Source organism: Candidatus Limnocylindrales bacterium, from assembly GCA_035571835.1.
GTDB lineage: Bacteria > Desulfobacterota > Binatia > UBA1149 > CAITLU01 > DATNBU01.
In genome coordinates this window covers 87,649-103,237 of record DATNBU010000037.1, presented here as the reverse complement: position 1 = coordinate 103,237, position 15,589 = coordinate 87,649, and the positions used below count along the sequence as shown (strand labels likewise).

The 15,589-nt window shown below is 63.4% G+C and carries 15 protein-coding genes; 5 read left to right on the top strand and 10 right to left on the bottom strand.

Annotated features, from left to right (window positions below; genetic code table 11):
* Positions 1-12 precede the first annotated feature (12 nt).
* The 5 genes from VN634_16290 to VN634_16270 form a co-directional block, all read right to left on the bottom strand.
* Entirely contained in the window at positions 13-495 is a 483-nt protein-coding gene (locus VN634_16290; GenBank protein ID HXC52443.1) for a nitroreductase/quinone reductase family protein, read from the bottom strand.
* A gap of 4 nt (positions 496-499) precedes the next feature.
* Positions 500-1,408, bottom strand: a complete 909-nt coding sequence (locus VN634_16285; protein HXC52442.1) for a hypothetical protein — start codon at positions 1,406-1,408, stop codon at positions 500-502.
* Positions 1,409-1,593: 185 nt separating this feature from the next.
* Entirely contained in the window at positions 1,594-1,983 is a 390-nt protein-coding gene (locus VN634_16280) for a hypothetical protein (GenBank protein HXC52441.1), read from the bottom strand.
* Positions 1,984-2,158: 175 nt separating this feature from the next.
* Entirely contained in the window at positions 2,159-3,433 is a 1,275-nt protein-coding gene (locus tag VN634_16275; protein ID HXC52440.1) for a hypothetical protein, read from the bottom strand.
* Between the two features lie 56 nt (positions 3,434-3,489).
* Entirely contained in the window at positions 3,490-4,437 is a 948-nt protein-coding gene (locus VN634_16270; protein HXC52439.1) for a sulfotransferase domain-containing protein, read from the bottom strand.
* Between the two features lie 187 nt (positions 4,438-4,624).
* On the opposite strand from VN634_16270, the gene VN634_16265 reads away from it, so the two are divergent.
* Together VN634_16265 and VN634_16260 are read left to right on the top strand one after the other, a co-directional pair.
* Positions 4,625-5,791: a DUF2157 domain-containing protein gene (locus VN634_16265; protein HXC52438.1), complete on the top strand. Its 1,167-nt coding sequence runs from the start codon at positions 4,625-4,627 to the stop codon at positions 5,789-5,791.
* Positions 5,781-6,299: a GDYXXLXY domain-containing protein gene (locus VN634_16260; GenBank protein ID HXC52437.1), complete on the top strand. Its 519-nt coding sequence runs from the start codon at positions 5,781-5,783 to the stop codon at positions 6,297-6,299. Before VN634_16265 ends, VN634_16260 begins: the two co-directional genes overlap by 11 nt.
* A gap of 20 nt (positions 6,300-6,319) precedes the next feature.
* On the opposite strand, the gene VN634_16255 is transcribed toward VN634_16260, so the two are convergent.
* Positions 6,320-7,042, bottom strand: coding sequence for a hypothetical protein (locus VN634_16255; protein HXC52436.1), 723 nt, complete (start codon positions 7,040-7,042; stop codon positions 6,320-6,322).
* A gap of 206 nt (positions 7,043-7,248) precedes the next feature.
* Between VN634_16255 and VN634_16250 the strand changes: the two genes are divergently transcribed.
* A complete protein-coding gene (locus tag VN634_16250; protein HXC52435.1) occupies positions 7,249-7,878 on the top strand; it encodes an META domain-containing protein in 630 nt (209 codons plus the stop codon).
* Between the two features lie 90 nt (positions 7,879-7,968).
* Here the strand turns inward: VN634_16250 and VN634_16245 are convergent, their stop codons facing one another.
* The 4 genes from VN634_16245 to VN634_16230 all read right to left on the bottom strand — a co-directional run bounded on the left by VN634_16245 (position 7,969) and on the right by VN634_16230 (position 13,173).
* Entirely contained in the window at positions 7,969-8,121 is a 153-nt protein-coding gene (locus tag VN634_16245) for a hypothetical protein (GenBank protein ID HXC52434.1), read from the bottom strand.
* Positions 8,122-8,294: 173 nt separating this feature from the next.
* Positions 8,295-9,419 (bottom strand): outer membrane protein transport protein, encoded by a 1,125-nt coding sequence (locus tag VN634_16240; protein ID HXC52433.1) that lies wholly within the window; start codon positions 9,417-9,419, stop codon positions 8,295-8,297.
* 323 nt (positions 9,420-9,742) lie between these two features.
* Positions 9,743-11,869, bottom strand: coding sequence for a multicopper oxidase (locus VN634_16235; protein HXC52432.1), 2,127 nt, complete (start codon positions 11,867-11,869; stop codon positions 9,743-9,745).
* A 257-nt stretch (positions 11,870-12,126) separates the two neighbouring features.
* Complete coding sequence (locus tag VN634_16230; GenBank protein ID HXC52431.1) at positions 12,127-13,173, bottom strand: alpha/beta fold hydrolase; 1,047 nt, start codon at positions 13,171-13,173, stop codon at positions 12,127-12,129.
* 151 nt (positions 13,174-13,324) lie between these two features.
* On the opposite strand from VN634_16230, the gene VN634_16225 reads away from it, so the two are divergent.
* Together VN634_16225 and VN634_16220 are read left to right on the top strand one after the other, a co-directional pair.
* Entirely contained in the window at positions 13,325-14,032 is a 708-nt protein-coding gene (locus VN634_16225) for a hypothetical protein (GenBank protein HXC52430.1), read from the top strand.
* Positions 14,017-15,588: a sialate O-acetylesterase gene (locus tag VN634_16220; protein HXC52429.1), complete on the top strand. Its 1,572-nt coding sequence runs from the start codon at positions 14,017-14,019 to the stop codon at positions 15,586-15,588. Before VN634_16225 ends, VN634_16220 begins: the two co-directional genes overlap by 16 nt.
* Position 15,589 lies beyond the last annotated feature (1 nt).

Sequence of the window (15,589 nt, the reverse complement as noted above, 5' to 3'; positions counted from 1 at the left end):
GCTCGCGAGCGGTCAGAGATCGATGCGCACGACTGCCGCTTCGCGAGCGAGCACGGCCCGCTCCTCCTCCGACAGCTTCTTTCCACGCGTGTACTGGATTCCGAACTGCGGACTCAGCCATGGCATTTTCGTAAACGTCGTATCGAACGCCGCAGCGAACTCCTCGCTCTCCGGCGTAACGACTTCGGCCGTTCCCGTGTGTGTCGCGCCGCGAGTGTAGACCTCGATCGGCCCCTTCGTGCGGTAGTTGCGCCACCAGACCTTGGTCGCCGCCCGCGACACGAGAACGAGAATCCGGTTGCCGTCGCGCTGGTAGCCGACCGGGATCGTGTACCGCTTGCCCGACTTTTTCCCCGTCACGGTGACGAGCATGAGCTCGCCGTCGAGGAGCGCATGAAACGGCGAGCGCAGCACCCAGGCAATGGGGCCATTGAGCCGCGTGAAGAAGCGGCTGAGATTCAACGAATGCGGGACGGAGATTCTTCCAGGACTCATCGACTTACTTGTTACATTTGAATTTGTATTCGTGCGTCTCGGTTCTCACCATCGTGGCGCGGCCTTTTTCGGGCACGTCCATCGGCATCGTGATGGTGCGCGAAATGGACTCGCGCTCGATGCTCATCGTGCTCGCGTCGATGACGCGCTCGCCGGTTCCCTGGATCGACGGTTCACCGATCTTTACTTCGATGCCTTTGGTCAGCGGCTTGAGGCCCTTCTGGACGTCGTCCATCATCTTCCTGGTCGCCGCACCGTCGGCCGCATACGTGAAGTTGAGCGTGACGATCGGGTGGCCTGCGCGGTCTTCGATCTTCGAGATGCGCGTCAGCGACTTGAACTTCACCGGGCCGGTCGGCAGCGGATACTCGCTGTCGCCTTCCCACACGTCGCCAGCCTCAGCCTGTTTGCCGACGAAATCCCCTACGCGACTGTTCCACTCCATGATCTCGCGATTGGCCATCGAATCGGCATTGAGCGACTTCGAAACCATCGTGCGCACTTCAGCGGGCACCGATGCCAGTACGGCATCGATAAAGTCATCGTAGCCATGCACGTCGCTCGCCTTGCCGTTCGATTGCACGTCCATCGTGAACTCGCGTCCGGCCAGCAGCTTGCTCACGGGATCGACGGCGGGCTTGCCGTCGCGCGTCATGTCGACGGACTTGATCGTGGTCTTTACCTTATAGCCGGTGGGCGCTTTCTCGTACTTCGCGTGCGCAACGCTGTCGCTGACGTCCTCGCGCTTCGGCACATCGTCACCGATGCCCTTGAGCTCGGTGACGGAACTGGTCTTCAGGTACTGGTCGCACTCGAGACCGTCCGGCGGAGCGAACTTGAATTCGACGGCTGCGGCGTCGGTTGCGAGCAGGATGACGGCAAAAAGCGAGACCCGGATCGTTGAATTTGTCATTGCCACAGATTTCTTCCTTCGTCCTTTCCATAAGTCGAACCGAACGCCTCGCGACGAGCCGCCTCGGAAACGGAAACACGCAGATCAGAAATCCAGGCGGACGACGATGCCCGCCGCTTGCAGAAAGGCGGCGGCCCGTCTTTTGCGCGCCGGGCCCGGTCGCACTCGACCCGCCCCGCGCGACATCAGCGTACGCAACCGACCGACAACGTCTTCGTGACACCGATGATCGGCGCCGTTCCCACGCGGACCTGCACGTCGAACTGGAGTTTGTGCTTGCCCTTCGGCAGCGAGCCGATTGCAAAAACGTGCGTCGCGCTGACCTGATCCGGATCGATGGGATCGCTCGCGACGATGGCGCCGTGCGTCTTGAGGTCGTGGATCTGGAAGAGAACGTTATCCTGGCCGTTGACCGGCGTCAGCCAGTTGGCCGCCATCGTGATGGAGCTGCAGTCGTCGGCGTTGACCGCAAACAGGAATGACGTGGCCGGACCGGCCTCCGACCGGGCGGCAAGCACGGCGGCGGCGAGCAGGACGGACGCGAACATTGTGACGATTCGTGATCGGCTGTTCATGAGAGTCTCCTTCGAGCAGGTTTGGCGGACGGTGGCATCCTGCCATCGAAGGGACAGCCGAACTTTGAGAAGTTCTTGAATCGCTCTTGAAAGTCGGGCCGCGCCGAAAGGCGGCCGGGCCAGCCACGCGGACGATGCAATCCGCTCGGAGGGGTGCTCGCTGCGACCGTCGTCGTTACCGGTGGTATGTTCCTTTGTACTCCGCAGTGCTCTGCAGCTTTGCGCCGAGCCAGTGGAACCAGCACGCCTGCGAGAGCCCGTCGTCGACGATGATCCTCGCGCTGAGACGGGGCTGAGACAGCAGACCGTCCGGGAGCGGAAGGTTCGCGCCTCGACCAGTGAGGCGGAATCCTGCTGGTCCCACCCGCATTGCCGTAACGCCGTCCGCTGAACCCGAGCGGTCCTTGTAAACATAGCCGGCGCCTCGCGGCGTCCAGCAATTCTCTCCGTCGCAGCTTCCTCCAGCCGGGATCGTTGCGCTCATGACCGGCCGGCTGATTCCGTCGACGTACGAGTAGATGCACATCGTGTATGACGTCGACGAAGTCGGGTCGCCCGACGCGACGACGTCATCGACGATCCTCAAGCCGAGGCGGTCGTCGCTCGGATCGTCCGCCAGCTCAATCGACAGGATCTCCTTCGACAGGTCTTCGTCGCAGGCCGGCACCGTCGAATACACGCAGCCTTCGACCGCGTCGCACATTCCGCAGGGCGAACAGTCCATCGCAGCGCCGGGAGCACATTGGCCGGCACCATCGCAGGCGTCGTCGATCGTGCAGACGCTCGAGTCAAAGTCGCACGGGGTACCGGCAGTCATGTTCGTCGTCAGCACGCAGGCACCCGCGTTGCACGCGCCGGTCGCACATCCGTTTGGATCGGCGCAAGGCGCCGAGTTGTCCGGATGCTCGCACGTGCCGGCACCGTCGCAGACGTCGTCCGTACAGACGTCATAGTCGGTCGTGCAGAGGGTTCCAGGATCATCGAATGTACAGGACGACGAACAGCAGTCGCCATCGGCTACGCCGCCGTCATCGCAGTCCTCGCCGAAGTCGATCTGGTTGTTTCCGCAGCGCGTGCCGCTTTGCGTGGACGTATCGGAGGAGCATCGAATATCGAATCTGGAAATGACGACGAGTTGGACGTGGGTCCACGTCGCCGTGAACGATTCGTTGCCGGCCGCGATGTTTCCATCAAAAAAGTCCACTGGGCACGGAAAGCTGTTGCCGAAACGCAGGTGAAACTCTCCGGTTGTCTCGTCGATCGTCCCCGCGACCGTTCTGCCATCGGCGGTCCCGCCGACCGTGCCGTCGGATTGCGTGAGATCGAACCGGAGGCCGCTCGGGGAGACCAGCCATTTGTCGGACATGTCGTACGCGGCCTCAGCACGCGCTGTGAAACAGGATGTTACGACGATCGCGGCCGCGACCTTGGCGAGACGAGCGAATCTCATGCCGGTGACTACCATCCTGGTCCACCGCAGGTCAATGCTCGCGCTGGCCTCCGGCGCTACCTGTTTCCCGGCACCACGCCCGAAGCTGCGCCGAGCTCGAGCCAGCGCTTCAGCTCCGGCGTGAGCGTCCGCCGGGCGGCCGCCTCGTAAAGCTCGAGATCGTCGGCGGTAAGCACATCGCGCCACCGGTCGTTCGTCCCTTTGAACAGGAACTTGTCCGCCCCGCCCTCGAAGATCATCCCCATCTCCGGCCCGAGGATGTGCACGTCGCGTTTCATCGACGAGAACGTCGCGGCATCGACCAGCTGCGGCCATTTACCCTCGGGCACGTCGATTTCGAGAAAGCGAGCGATGCGCCGCATCTGGCCGTCGAGATCGGCCTTGAGATCGTTGTAGTGAACCATGAGCAGGTTCGGCAGATGCCGGTAGTCCCAGTACGAACGCGCATGCCGGAGGTGCGACCAGTACGGAAAGCCGTCGGTCTCCCACGGATAGCCGCCAGTCGTCATCCACAGACGCCAGAACTCGCGGATGTCGTCGGGCGGCTCGAGAAACGGGTGAGCCGGCGGGTTCTCTCCGCCGTTGAGCATCTCGCGCGCCATCGGCGTGTAGAGGTGGACGTGATTCCATGTCGACATGAACACGTCGCGCGTATCGCGCCCGACGTAGATGTACTTCGTATCCGCCCAGTACGGCAGCGCATCGAACGGAAGATGGCTCTTGAAGAAACGCCGGTGCTGCACTCCTTCGCAGAGTTGCTGCATCTCGGCGGTTCCGCCGATGAATCGGCAATCCACCCACGGCGAGCAGAAATGCAGCGTCGCCGGCAGCTCGACCGACTGGAACACCAGCAGGCTCACGATCCGCTGCGTCCACGTCGTTCCCGCCTTGAGCGACGTCGTGATGATGATGTCGTCGGGCCGCGGGATGATGTGGTCCCAGCGCGTCGAGTCGAGATGATGACATCGGTAGGTGCGCGTGCGTTCGGGGAGTGACGTGATCATGGCATACCTCTAGGCGTGGCTCTGCTGCATCACGAAGCCTGTATCGCATTTTCGCGGCGCAGCGTAAGTCTCCGCGTCTGCTGCCCCATGCCCGACAGCCGTGCGCAAGCTCGACGACGCATCCACGGCGTTGGCAGAGTTGCGCCATCGGATTAGAACTCAGTTGCCGCGACGCGACGGACGACCAATGAACATCGACAAGAAGCTTACCCAGTGGCGCGCCGCCGGCCACATCGACGAAACCACCGCCGCGCGCATCGCTGCCTTCGAGCAGTCCGGCCAGCGTCCGATCCTGCTCTACGCCCTCGGCGGCCTCGGCGCGCTTACGCTCGGCATCGGCATCATCTCGGTCGTTGCTTCCAACTGGCAGGCGATTCCTCGCACGACCAAGCTCGGGATGGATCTTGCCCTCGGCCTGGCACTGGCGCTGGCGCTGTTTCGCAGTGCGACGCGCGTACAACTCTGGCTGACCGATGTGCTGGCCGGCATCTACTATGCATTCGTGCTCGGCTCGATCGCGCTCATCGGGCAGGTCTACCAGCTCGGCTCGCCGCAGTACCAGGGGCTCGTCACGTGGTCGCTTACGACCATTCCTTTCATGCTTCTGGTGCGCGGACGCCTGCTCGGCGCCGTCTGGCTCGCGGGTCTCGCCGTTACGCAGGCCTTCTGCTTTGCAGCGCTGTTCGATTGGCTGGACGACTTCTGGAGCCAGGCGACCACACTGAACCTCGCGATCAGTCTCACGTTCGCATCGCTCCTCGGCTACATCGTCATCGCTCGCGCACGCTCCTTTGTGCGCGCACGTCCGCACGTAAGCGAAGTCTGGACGCGCATGTCGTGGACGGCCGTCGTGGCGAGTGCGCTCGCGATCAGTTTCGCGTTCTACGACGAGATCGACAACGACAAATTGAGCTGGGCGGTCGCCGTCTGCGGCGTTCTCGCTGCGGGCATGGTCGCACTTCTGCCAAGGCTGTATCCCGAAGTGGCGCCGCGCGCCCGTACCGGCATGGCGCTGCTGCTCGCATCGGTCTGGCTGCTGCTCGCCACGGCGACGACGTTCGATCGCGCGGCGCTTCCGGTACTCGGTGCCATCGTGCAGGTCGCGGTGCTGGGTATTGCGGCGTGGACCGTGCTTGCCCTTGGCAGCGTGCGCAGCTTCAACACGCTGACGGCGCTCATCGCGCTTCGCGTGCTCGTCATGTACTTCGAAGTCTTCGGCTCGATGCTCGATACCGGCCTCGGCATGATCAGCGGCGGGCTGCTCACGCTGCTGCTGGCCTGGCTGTGGAAGCGCAAGTCCCCGGAGCTCGCCGAGCGGCTGAGCATCGAAGGAACGCCGGACCATGCGTCGTAGTTTCCTCGCCGTCGCCGTCGTCCTTCCGCTCATCGTGCTTGCGCTCGGCATGGTGCGCGCGGAGCGTCACCTCGGAGAGAACCGGCGCTGGATCTTCGAAGCCACCGGCTACGATCCTCGCGACCTGCTGCGCGGGCATTACATCATCTACCGGCTGGCGCTCGACGAAACCGATCCCGCGTTTCAGGATGCCGAGCAGTGCCGCGACGACTCCGGCGACAGGTGCTGCCTGTGTCTGTCGGCCGAAACTCCCGGGGGCCCGACGAAAGTGCAGCGCACGACGTGCGAGTTTGCCTACGGGCGCTGCGAAGGCGCGCTGCAGTCGCAGTATCTCAGCGAGCTACAGCGCTATTACATTCCCGAAGAACGTGCGGCTGAGATCACGCGCCTGTTTCAGGACGCGTCGCGCGAACACCGCGCGCAGCTCGTGGTTGCCGTCGACAAGTCCGGCAGGCCGCAGATCGACACGCTGCTGGTCGACGACATCCCGATCGAGCGCGCTCGCTGAGCCCGCTCGGTGCTGCAGATCTATCGCGCGCGTTCGAAGCGAATGTCCGCTCCTTCCGAATTGTTCCCGACCGCACGGCGCAGAAGCGCGATCAGGTGCGGCGTCGCGCCGGGACGTCCGGAAATCGTCTCGATCTCCTCCGGATTGATCCAGTAGTCATCATCGTCCGGACCTTCTTCTTCCAGCGCATCCTGAAGGACGGCAAGCTCGGCCTCGGAGATGCGGCCGAGCAACTGGCCGGTCTTTTCGTCGAAGATGGAGATGGTCGCGTCGGGACCGTCGGCCATGCCGCCCGCGGCAGCGATGTCGACCTCGCTCAGCCGGGCTCGCCTCTCATCGAGAAGCTCGAGCTCGGTGAAACGCGGAGCGTCGGGCTCGAACGCTTCCCAGCCGGTGGTGATCCAGCGATGCACCCTGCGCCGCAGATCGATGGCACCAGCCGTTCGCAGCACGTCCTTGACCCGCTCCGCCTGCTCGGTCGGAGTTTCGACGACGAGAAGAGCGCTTCCGCGCCGCAGCCCTTCCGCATACGCGCTGGCGTCGTGCTCGTCGTCCGGAGCGACGTGTTCCTTGAGACGCTCCCAGGCGCTTCGAACGGACGATGGTGTTTCGGCGTCATCGCCGGCATCGAGCTCGACCCAGACGCTTTCCTCGGTCGCCAGTCCCGATCGAAGCAGCTCCGCTTTGGCGGTTTCGATCTGCGAGGGATCATCGAACATTGCTACGACTTTGATGACGACCATGTGGCTCCTTCGTGTCTCGCCGACAACTTCTTCCAAGACCGGAGTATCGCCGGACGCGCGGAGTTACCAGAGGGCATCGCCATCGGTTGTCGAAAAAACCTCTGAAGCGCAGGATTCCCGGCGATTGCGGCTCACCAGGACGGGTCGGCTGTTCGTTCGCAGCGATCGACTTGCAAAAGCGCCCTGCGATCGGCACCCGTGCCCGCATGATGTCGAACTTCACACTGAGGCTTGCGGGCACGCTTGCGATGTTGACGGTCCTGCTCGCAGGCTGCAGCGCCTCGGCTCCTTCACGAACCGCGTCCGCTGCTGCACCAACCGCTTCCGCTGCTGCACCAACCGCTTCAACCGAATCCGGCCCGCTGACGCTGGCGGAAATGCGCATGGATGCGGCCGGCGGTCCGTCCAGGCCGGCGATCCCGGCGGGCATCGCATCGCCCGTCACATCGTCCGGTCCTGCCGCGAATGCCCTGACGGATGCAGGGCCGAACACTCCACTCGGCAAGCAATGGATCTTCGCCAGTGCGAACGGATTCGACGGGCCGATGCCTCAGTCTCCAAGAAACGCGAGCCTTCTGCTCAGCCGCGAAAGCGGGCGCATGATCGGCAACACGATGTGCAACAGCATGTCGGCGGCCTTCGACATCAGCATGGTCCAGGCGACGCTGCGATTCCGTAACCTGTCGAGCACCCACGCCATGTGCGGCGAGCCCAACCGCAGCGTCGAGAGCGCCGTCCTCGATGCATTGACCGCGTGCGATTCCTTCCTTCTCGATGGCAAGCGCCTGAAGCTGTTCTCGAAAGGACAGACCGTGGCGGAGCTGACGACGCCTTAGCCCCTCCTGTTCGAAGCGATGTTTGCCGGGAGCCGCGCAGGTTCCCATCGCCCGGCCGGGGCATGCGCAGATGCAACTGGAGCTGCCGGCTCAGCCGCCGTGCTTGTAGAACTGTACGGCGCGTTCGTGCTTCTCGGCAGCCGCTCGACTCTTGAACGTTCCGAGGTTGCGGCGCTTCTTCGTTTTCGGATCGAGCTTTCGCGAATAGAGCCTGTACTGGCCGTCTTTCAGTTTGCGGATCATCGGTAGACCTCGATCCCCCTTGTCTTGTTCGCACCTGTGCTCTCGTCGACCGTACGTTCCTGTTGACGTCGACGTTGTTTTTTTCGTCAACGCACGGCTGTCGTGACGAGAAACGATCCCACTGGGGAGTGCCTCGGAAGCGCGAGATGACACCATTGCGTCACGCATGCCGGTCAGAATTTTTTCGACACCGTGATCGACAGCAGGTAGGCCGGTTTTGACTCGAATTTCCCCGGAAAGATCTTCGCGTCGTCCTCGCTGATGTTGCGAGTGCCGGAGAAAATGTAGCCGAAGCTGCCGTCGAGGGTCCACGCGTCGCCCGTCCAGTGCAGGCCCGTGTTGAGGCGAAAATCCTTGCAGTCGTAGCTCATGGGGCTGACGCCCTTTCTTCCGACGATCGAGTTGGCCTTGGCAAATCCCGCAAGCAGCTCGAGTCGCTCCGACCATGCGTACTCGAGACCGATCGCGTGCCGCCATTCGTCCTGCGCAGCACCCAGGAATGAATGGTTGGCCGACGGCGTCTCCTGGTATCGTATCCACGACGTCTCGAACACGCTCGTATCGGTGAAGCGCAGCGAGTACGAAACCCTCCATCGCTCGAAGAGCGATCTGGTGATTCCAAGCGCAACTTCCGCCGGAATCTCGAGCTCGAGATCGACGTCCTGCTTTCCCGATCCGAGCTTGCTGTCGCCGCTCGCCCAGACGCGGCCGGGCGGTTTTGCGGCGAGACCAATCGACCACGAATCGGTCGGCTTCCACGTAACGCCGAACATCCCCTGCACGCCGAAGCCTTCGACGCTGTAGTGGAACGGCGTCGACTCACCGGGGAATTCCGCGACCTCCTGCGAATAACGGAGATGGGTCGAACCGTAGAGCACGATGAGCTCGGCGCCGAGCCAGAGCTTGTCCATTGCCCGGTAGCCGGCGCTGATCGGCAGCCCGATCACGCCGGTCTCGGAAAAGAATCCGTCGTCTATTCCTGCTTTCGGACGCGGCCCGTAGTCGAAACGCGCACCGGATGTTCCCATCGTCCCGATTCCGAACGTCCAGCGATCCATCGGTACGATGAGGAACGAGTCGAGGAACGGGACCAGCACTTCGTTGCTCGCGTTGTAGCCAATGGCTTCGGAGGTCACTTCGCCGCGGCCGTATGCAAGGCCGAGCCCGGTTCCCATCGTACGCTCGGTAAAACCGGCAAGGCCGGCGGGATTGCTGAATTGGGCTCCGAGCGGAGAAAGTGGCTCCGCCGTGGTTGCACCGGCAGTCGCCGCGTCTGCCGCGCCGGACGCCGGTGCCACGAGACTCGAAGCATTGGCCTCGCACAGCAACGACAAGGGGAGGGGCCCCACGAAGACGAAACAGAACAGCCAGGGGAGGAGTGCGGCTGTCGAGTACTGAAGCGCCACCGGTGTTCCGCTTCGAGTATCGTGCCTGCTTCGCATCGTGGTTCCCGCGACCACCAAAGCAACAGGCGTGCCGGAGAAATTCCCGTTGAGATCCGTCGAGGCTTTCGCACGGATGCAGAGGCGTCGGACCGGGAGTCGCGATGCTGGGAAAGATTGCGAGCCGGCGCGTCAGCTTTTCGGCAGCGAAGGAGGCCCGCAAGCCGCGGCATCGTCGGCTAATAATCGACGCCCTCGACGTACGTCCGCACAGCCGGATTCGCGATCACGCTCGTCGGCCGCATCATTTCGTTGTCCTCGTGGTCGATGATGTGACAGTGCCACACGTAGCCGTGACCTCCGTCCGGAGTGAACGGATACGACGCTTCGGCCGGTGGCGTCTCCGAGGGAAGATCCGTCGGTGCCCAGCGCACGACGAAGCGCGTGACCTGGCCCGGATACGCGACAACCGTGTCCTTCCAGCCGGCTTCGTTCGCCGCCGGCGGGCGCACGGGCCCTTTCAGAAACGGCGTAATGTCCGGATTGCCGCCGAGCGCGCGCGGGTTGCCGGTCGCATAATCAAGCGGCGGACCGAATCCGGCCACATACACGCTGCCGGGGAACGCGCCGGTGTAGGCCGCGTCGTACTTCCGGCCGTCGAACGACTGCCGGTTCATGAGTTGAAACTGCACCAGATGAAGATGAATCGGATGAGCATCGGCGGTCATGTTGACGATCTCCCAGACCTCGGTCTCGCCCTCGTGCGGCAGCTCGGAGTAATACGTCGTCACGCCGCCCACGCTGATCGGTACGAAGTCCGGCCGGTCGGTTCCGGGAAGCTCCGTGTTGTTGATCAGCACTTCGAGCGGCCCGCCCGGATAACTGACGCCGGCGACTGCCGATGAGTCGTTGAGAACTTCGTTGAGTGTGAGCTGGCGAGTCTGCTGGACGGCAGCTGCCAGCGTTCCTTTGTCGGGATTTACGAGTCGCACCATCGGCGTTCGCAGCGGCGTGCCGGCGACGGGGTCGTAGCTCGTATCCGGGCTCGTCGCCGCGGTAACGCGGAATTCCATGATCCGCCCGGTCGTCGCACCGTTCGGCGCTTCGCCGTCCGGATACGGTGCCTTCGCGATGTTGCGAAGAAGCAGGCGGGTTCCCGGTGTGACTCCGGAAAAATCAATGATCACATCGGCACGCTCTCCCGGCAGCATGACCAGCCGTTGCAGCTTTCCGCCGTGCCTGTTCGAACCGATCCTGACCGGCGCATCGAGATATCCGCCGTCCGTGCCGATCTGCCAGAGTGCAGGTCCGGCCGACTTTCCGCCGCGCTCGGTGAGAAACATCTCATACCCTCGCGCATTGGAACCGTTCAGGAACAGGAACCGATAACGCCTGGCCTCGACCTCGAGATACGGCCACACCTTTCCATTGACGGCGATCGTGTCGCCAAGGAACTCCGGAACCCAGAACGGATGGGACGGGTTCGGAATGTACGGTGCACCGGCCGGGAAGAAGAGCTGGCCGTCCGCGTCGAACATGCGGTCCTGGATGACCAGGGGGATCGGTGCAGGAAGATTGGCAGGCGGCGGATTGGCCGGATCGGTCAGCAGGTATGCGCCGGCCAGTCCCGCGTAGACATTGAGACGGGTAAGGCCGAGCGCGTGATCGTGAAACCATAGCGGCGCCGCCTCCTGGACGTTGGGATAGCGATATCGGGCATGGTTCGTCGCCGCGATACCGTCGCTGCTGTAAAAGGCCGGCCCTTTCCATGCGCCGTCACTCGTGAACCATGCATTGGGACCGCCGTCGAGAACAGATGGCACTTCGCCGCCGTGCAGATGCGGAACCGCCGGTATCGGTCCGCTGTAGTTCTGCGCGCATTCGCCCGTCGGGACGTTGTCCGGCTCGACCGCCTCGGCGCATTCATTTCTCTCGTTGTGGTACGGATCCGCCCAATGAATGGTCTGGTCGCTGGCATTCAGCCACGCCGCAAGATTGCTGCTCGCGGTATCGCCGAGATCGTTGACCCACGTGATCTCGAGGGGCTCGCCTCGCTCGGCAACGACAACCGGACCGAGATACGAGGCCCGCGTCTCCTGACCCGGCTGAAGATATCCCCACACCCAGCTCTTCGGCATTCCCGTCGGCAGCACCTGGGCTTCGAACTCGGCCATGCGAAGCTCGATCTGGCTCTGCCCGGCGATGACGTCGAGTGTTGGGAGCGGGTCGACAAATTGAGGGATCGATTTCCCGTCCAGCAGCTCGGCCGCCGATGCAGGCAGCGACACAAGGCCGAAGCTGACCAGGAGCACCGGTAGCGAGATTCCTGTGAGTTTCGCAACGGAGCCTTCGCGCAGCAGGTTCATCAGTTCCGTCCTCCCGATTTCGAGATCGCACGAGCCTCTTGCGCAGGCGGGCGCATTGGTCCGCAATCCTGTTCAAGCAAAACAGGAGCCAACCGCGCTGCGACTGGATATCCGAGGTGATTTTTCCTGGGGACTGGCGAGATTCTTTCATCGCCGCGAAGAAATTGGCGCCGGCTCTCATCGCCGGGAAACGCGAGCCTGCGCCGACCCCTCCTGACGGCAGAGATCGCTTCGACGCGCGCTGCCCAGCGTCGAGCCTATCCGCCAGAGAGTTGGTGGACGGCATCCAGATACTCGGCAATCGCGCGATCGGCCCAGGAGTCCGCCCCTCTCAGCGTCTCGAAAAAACCGCAATGGCCGCCGTGGCGCGTGACGGCCAACGTCATGCGCGGCAGCTGCTGCATCTCCGCCAGGTGGCGAAGAACGTTGCGTTCGACGCACACCGGATCATCCGCAGCGTTGATCACGAGCACCGGCACGGCGACGTCGCGCGCGACCTCCATCGGATTGGAGCCGAGATAGTACGCTTCGCGACTGTCGAAACCCGCCAGAGGATACAGGCGATCGTGGAACTCGGTCATCGTGGTCGCCGCAGCACAATGGTCGTAGCCTTCGATGCCGCCGAGCACTTCCTTGTTTCGATGCAGGAAGAACCGGACGATCTTGCGAGTCAGATACCAGTTGTATCCGGGGTGCGCGTGATCGAACGCGTACCGGATATCGTACGCGGGACAGAGCGCGACGGCCGCACGAAGGCGCGAGCGCTCTCCTTCTTCCCCGAGATAGCGCACGATCAGCCCCGATCCCGCGGACACTCCGACGCCGTATAGCGCGGCCTTGCTGCGGCGCGACTCGATCGCGAGGAGCTGGCGGCGAAGATCGTCGGTCGCACCCATCGTGTTGATCTGCGCAGACGTGAGCTCGAGCCCGGCGTGACCTCGCCGGTTGCAGGCGGCGACAACCCAGCCGAGCCGTGCACGAACCGCCGCAATGAAACGTCGAAGATCGTCGCCGCTGCCGGTGATCGTATGGAGCACGACCAGCACTGGAGTCTCTTCCGGCGCGGCAAGCCCCAGCCACTGAATCGAGACGGTTCCGCCGTCCGGCATCGACAGACGTTCTTCGAGATCCCAGCGAAGCGCCGGTGCGACCTCGCCGCGCACGACGGTCAGGAGGTTCTGAACGTGCGCGCTGCGGATCGACCACGACGGTTCGAAATCCGCGCGCAGCGACGGACATCGCTCGAGGATCTCGCGGTGCCAGTCGCGATCGCTGCCGCTGTAACACGCAATGCTGTCTTTCATTCGGGTCTGTCAGCCGGGGAACCGTAACGTCATAACAGGACCGGCCACGGATGGAGAATCGGCGCCGAAACAGGGCCTTTCTTCAAGCACTGCGCGCTGATAGTGGTAGGCGGCTTCCAGCACGATCCGCGCATTGCGCGAAGGAGATCGCATGAATATCGCTCTGAACCATCCCGGCGTCAGGACCGTTCTCGCAGCCGTCTTCTCGATGTTTGCCGCAGCGTCACAGGCCGCACAGCCGGTCACCGCGTGCGATATGACCATCGACGGGGATGCGTATCTGGAAGCAGATCTTGACTGCCCAACAAGCGATTTCGCGATCCGCCTCAAGGGACCGGCCACGCTGGAGCTGCGCGGATTCTCGATTCTCAATGTTCCCGGTGAAGCCGTTGCGTGCGACGGTAAATGCTCTGTCGTCGGACCGGGATCCATTCACGACGCTGGGACGGGGATCCGCAGTATCCGGAGGATCGACGTCACCGACGTTTCATTCCAGGAGAACGGCGTCAGTATCGATGGCAACAATGTTCAGCTCGAGAACTGCCAGATCGAAGGAGGCCGCACCGGTGTCTATGTTGGCCGGAAACTGGTGCTCCAAAATTCGAGCATCAGCGGCGCCGACGAGTTCGGCGTGCACGCCGGATGGCGACTGCACGGGAACGATCCGTGCAGAGGTGGGCTGATAAGGCTCGTCAATTCGGATGTGTCCGGAAACATGCTCAATCCCCGTCCGGAAGTCATCCCGTACTTCGGCGATGTCGTCTCTTGTGCCATGCCGAAGCTGGATGACGAAAGCTCCTGCGGCACCAGCCGGAAATACGAGAGCGATGAAAGCTGGGGTGCGTGCAGCCTCGATTGATCACGCGTCCGATGCTTGCAGCGATCACTCTGGCAGCGACGATTGCGCTGCTCGTCGTCCTGCCTGCGAACGGCCGCGCGGAAATCAGCTTCCGTACCGAATCCGGCAACCGTCCCTATCTTTTTGAAAGCGGCATGGTCCTGCAGCGCGGCAAAGTCGTGCCGGTCTGGGGTACGGCAACGCCCAGCGTCGCAATTCGCGCCGATTTCGTTTCGCCGGTGTCCGGGCTGCTGCAGTCGCGCACGACCGCGTCGAGCAGCGCCGGTGGATGGGTCGTACGTTTCGACAACCTTCCGGTCGGTGGGCCGTACGAGGTGCGATTCTTCGAGAACGGAGAGAGCTCGGCGTCCGTCGTGCTCGCGGACGTGCTGGTCGGCGACGTCTGGCTGCTCAGCGGCCAGTCGAACATGGTTCTGCACGGTCCGCGCGACGGCGACGCCGAGCTCTATCCGCAAGTCCGTGCGATCACGGTAATGCATTGGGGCCAGCGACCGTCGGGACCGGCGTTCTACTTCGGCGCCGAGCTGTCCGACTTCCTCGACATTCCGATCGGTCTCGTCAATCGCGCGGTTCCCGATACCGCGCTCGGACACTGGCTGCCGTCCGAAGTCGCCAGTGATCCGGATCCCGTCGTGCAATCGCTGTTCACCGGCTGCGGCGGAGAGCCGGTCAACCGCTGTCTGTACTACGACGAATCGATCCGGCCTCTGGAACGGCCGGTCGAGACGGGCGAGCCGCGCGAAGGGCTCGCACTGCGCGGCGTCGTCTGGTGGCAGGGCGAAAAAGGCTTCGACAAGCGCGCACCAGGCGAATACGCGCATCTCTTCCCCGCGATGATGCGCGCGTGGCGTTCAAACCTCGGCCAGCCCGACCTGCCGTTCGTGTATAACGAGCTGCCGTCGGGCACCGGCCTTCGCTGGCTCGCGACGCGCGTCAGGACACTACCGTCCAACAATCGCCTCGACGACTGGCAGGCGCAGCAGCATTCGATGTTCTTCCGCACGCTCGCCTTTCCGCTGACGGCGCTGATGACGTCGATCGACCTCGTCGGCGGAATCCATCCGAAGGAGTTCGACGTCTACGGACGGCGTCTCGGCGATGCGGCGCTTGGAACCACGTACGCCGGAGAAATTGCGCCGTTCGCGTATTCCGGTCCGATCTACGAATCCGCATCGCTCGAGCCCGCCGCGGAGGGACCCGACGAAGTCCGCATCCGCTTCCGTGCGCACACGGCCGACGGCCTCAAGGTCGGGCCCGCGACCGCGCCGCCCGGAGCTGCGCTTCAGGGATTCGCGCTATGCTGCAACGCCGACGGCAAGTTCGTCTTTGCCGACGCGCGCATCGAGAACGACGACGAGGTGGTCGTCTCCGATGCCGACGTTCCGTCACCGACGATCGTGAACTACGCGATCGGCCACACGCCGATGTGGGCCAATCTGTTCAACGGCAATGATCTCGGCGCAGCGCCGTTCTCCTCTGCGCTGCAGCCGTTTGTGGACGACGATCCCGACGGCGACGGGTTCTGGGAGCCGGGGGCCTACACCGGAATCCCGTAAA

Bases quoted from the DNA above. Each gene is read 5' to 3' on its own strand.
- VN634_16290 (HXC52443.1), bottom strand. From the start codon at position 495: ATGAGTCCTGGAAGAATCTCCGTCCCGCATTCGTTGAATCTCAGCCGC.
- VN634_16285 (HXC52442.1), bottom strand. From the start codon at position 1,408: ATGACAAATTCAACGATCCGGGTCTCGCTTTTTGCCGTCATCCTGCTC.
- VN634_16280 (HXC52441.1), bottom strand. From the start codon at position 1,983: ATGAACAGCCGATCACGAATCGTCACAATGTTCGCGTCCGTCCTGCTC.
- VN634_16275 (HXC52440.1), bottom strand. From the start codon at position 3,433: ATGAGATTCGCTCGTCTCGCCAAGGTCGCGGCCGCGATCGTCGTAACA.
- VN634_16270 (HXC52439.1), bottom strand. From the start codon at position 4,437: ATGATCACGTCACTCCCCGAACGCACGCGCACCTACCGATGTCATCAT.
- VN634_16265 (HXC52438.1), top strand. From the start codon at position 4,625: ATGAACATCGACAAGAAGCTTACCCAGTGGCGCGCCGCCGGCCACATC.
- VN634_16260 (HXC52437.1), top strand. From the start codon at position 5,781: ATGCGTCGTAGTTTCCTCGCCGTCGCCGTCGTCCTTCCGCTCATCGTG.
- VN634_16255 (HXC52436.1), bottom strand. From the start codon at position 7,042: ATGGTCGTCATCAAAGTCGTAGCAATGTTCGATGATCCCTCGCAGATC.
- VN634_16250 (HXC52435.1), top strand. From the start codon at position 7,249: ATGATGTCGAACTTCACACTGAGGCTTGCGGGCACGCTTGCGATGTTG.
- VN634_16245 (HXC52434.1), bottom strand. From the start codon at position 8,121: ATGATCCGCAAACTGAAAGACGGCCAGTACAGGCTCTATTCGCGAAAG.
- VN634_16235 (HXC52432.1), bottom strand. From the start codon at position 11,869: ATGAACCTGCTGCGCGAAGGCTCCGTTGCGAAACTCACAGGAATCTCG.
- VN634_16230 (HXC52431.1), bottom strand. From the start codon at position 13,173: ATGAAAGACAGCATTGCGTGTTACAGCGGCAGCGATCGCGACTGGCAC.
- VN634_16225 (HXC52430.1), top strand. From the start codon at position 13,325: ATGAATATCGCTCTGAACCATCCCGGCGTCAGGACCGTTCTCGCAGCC.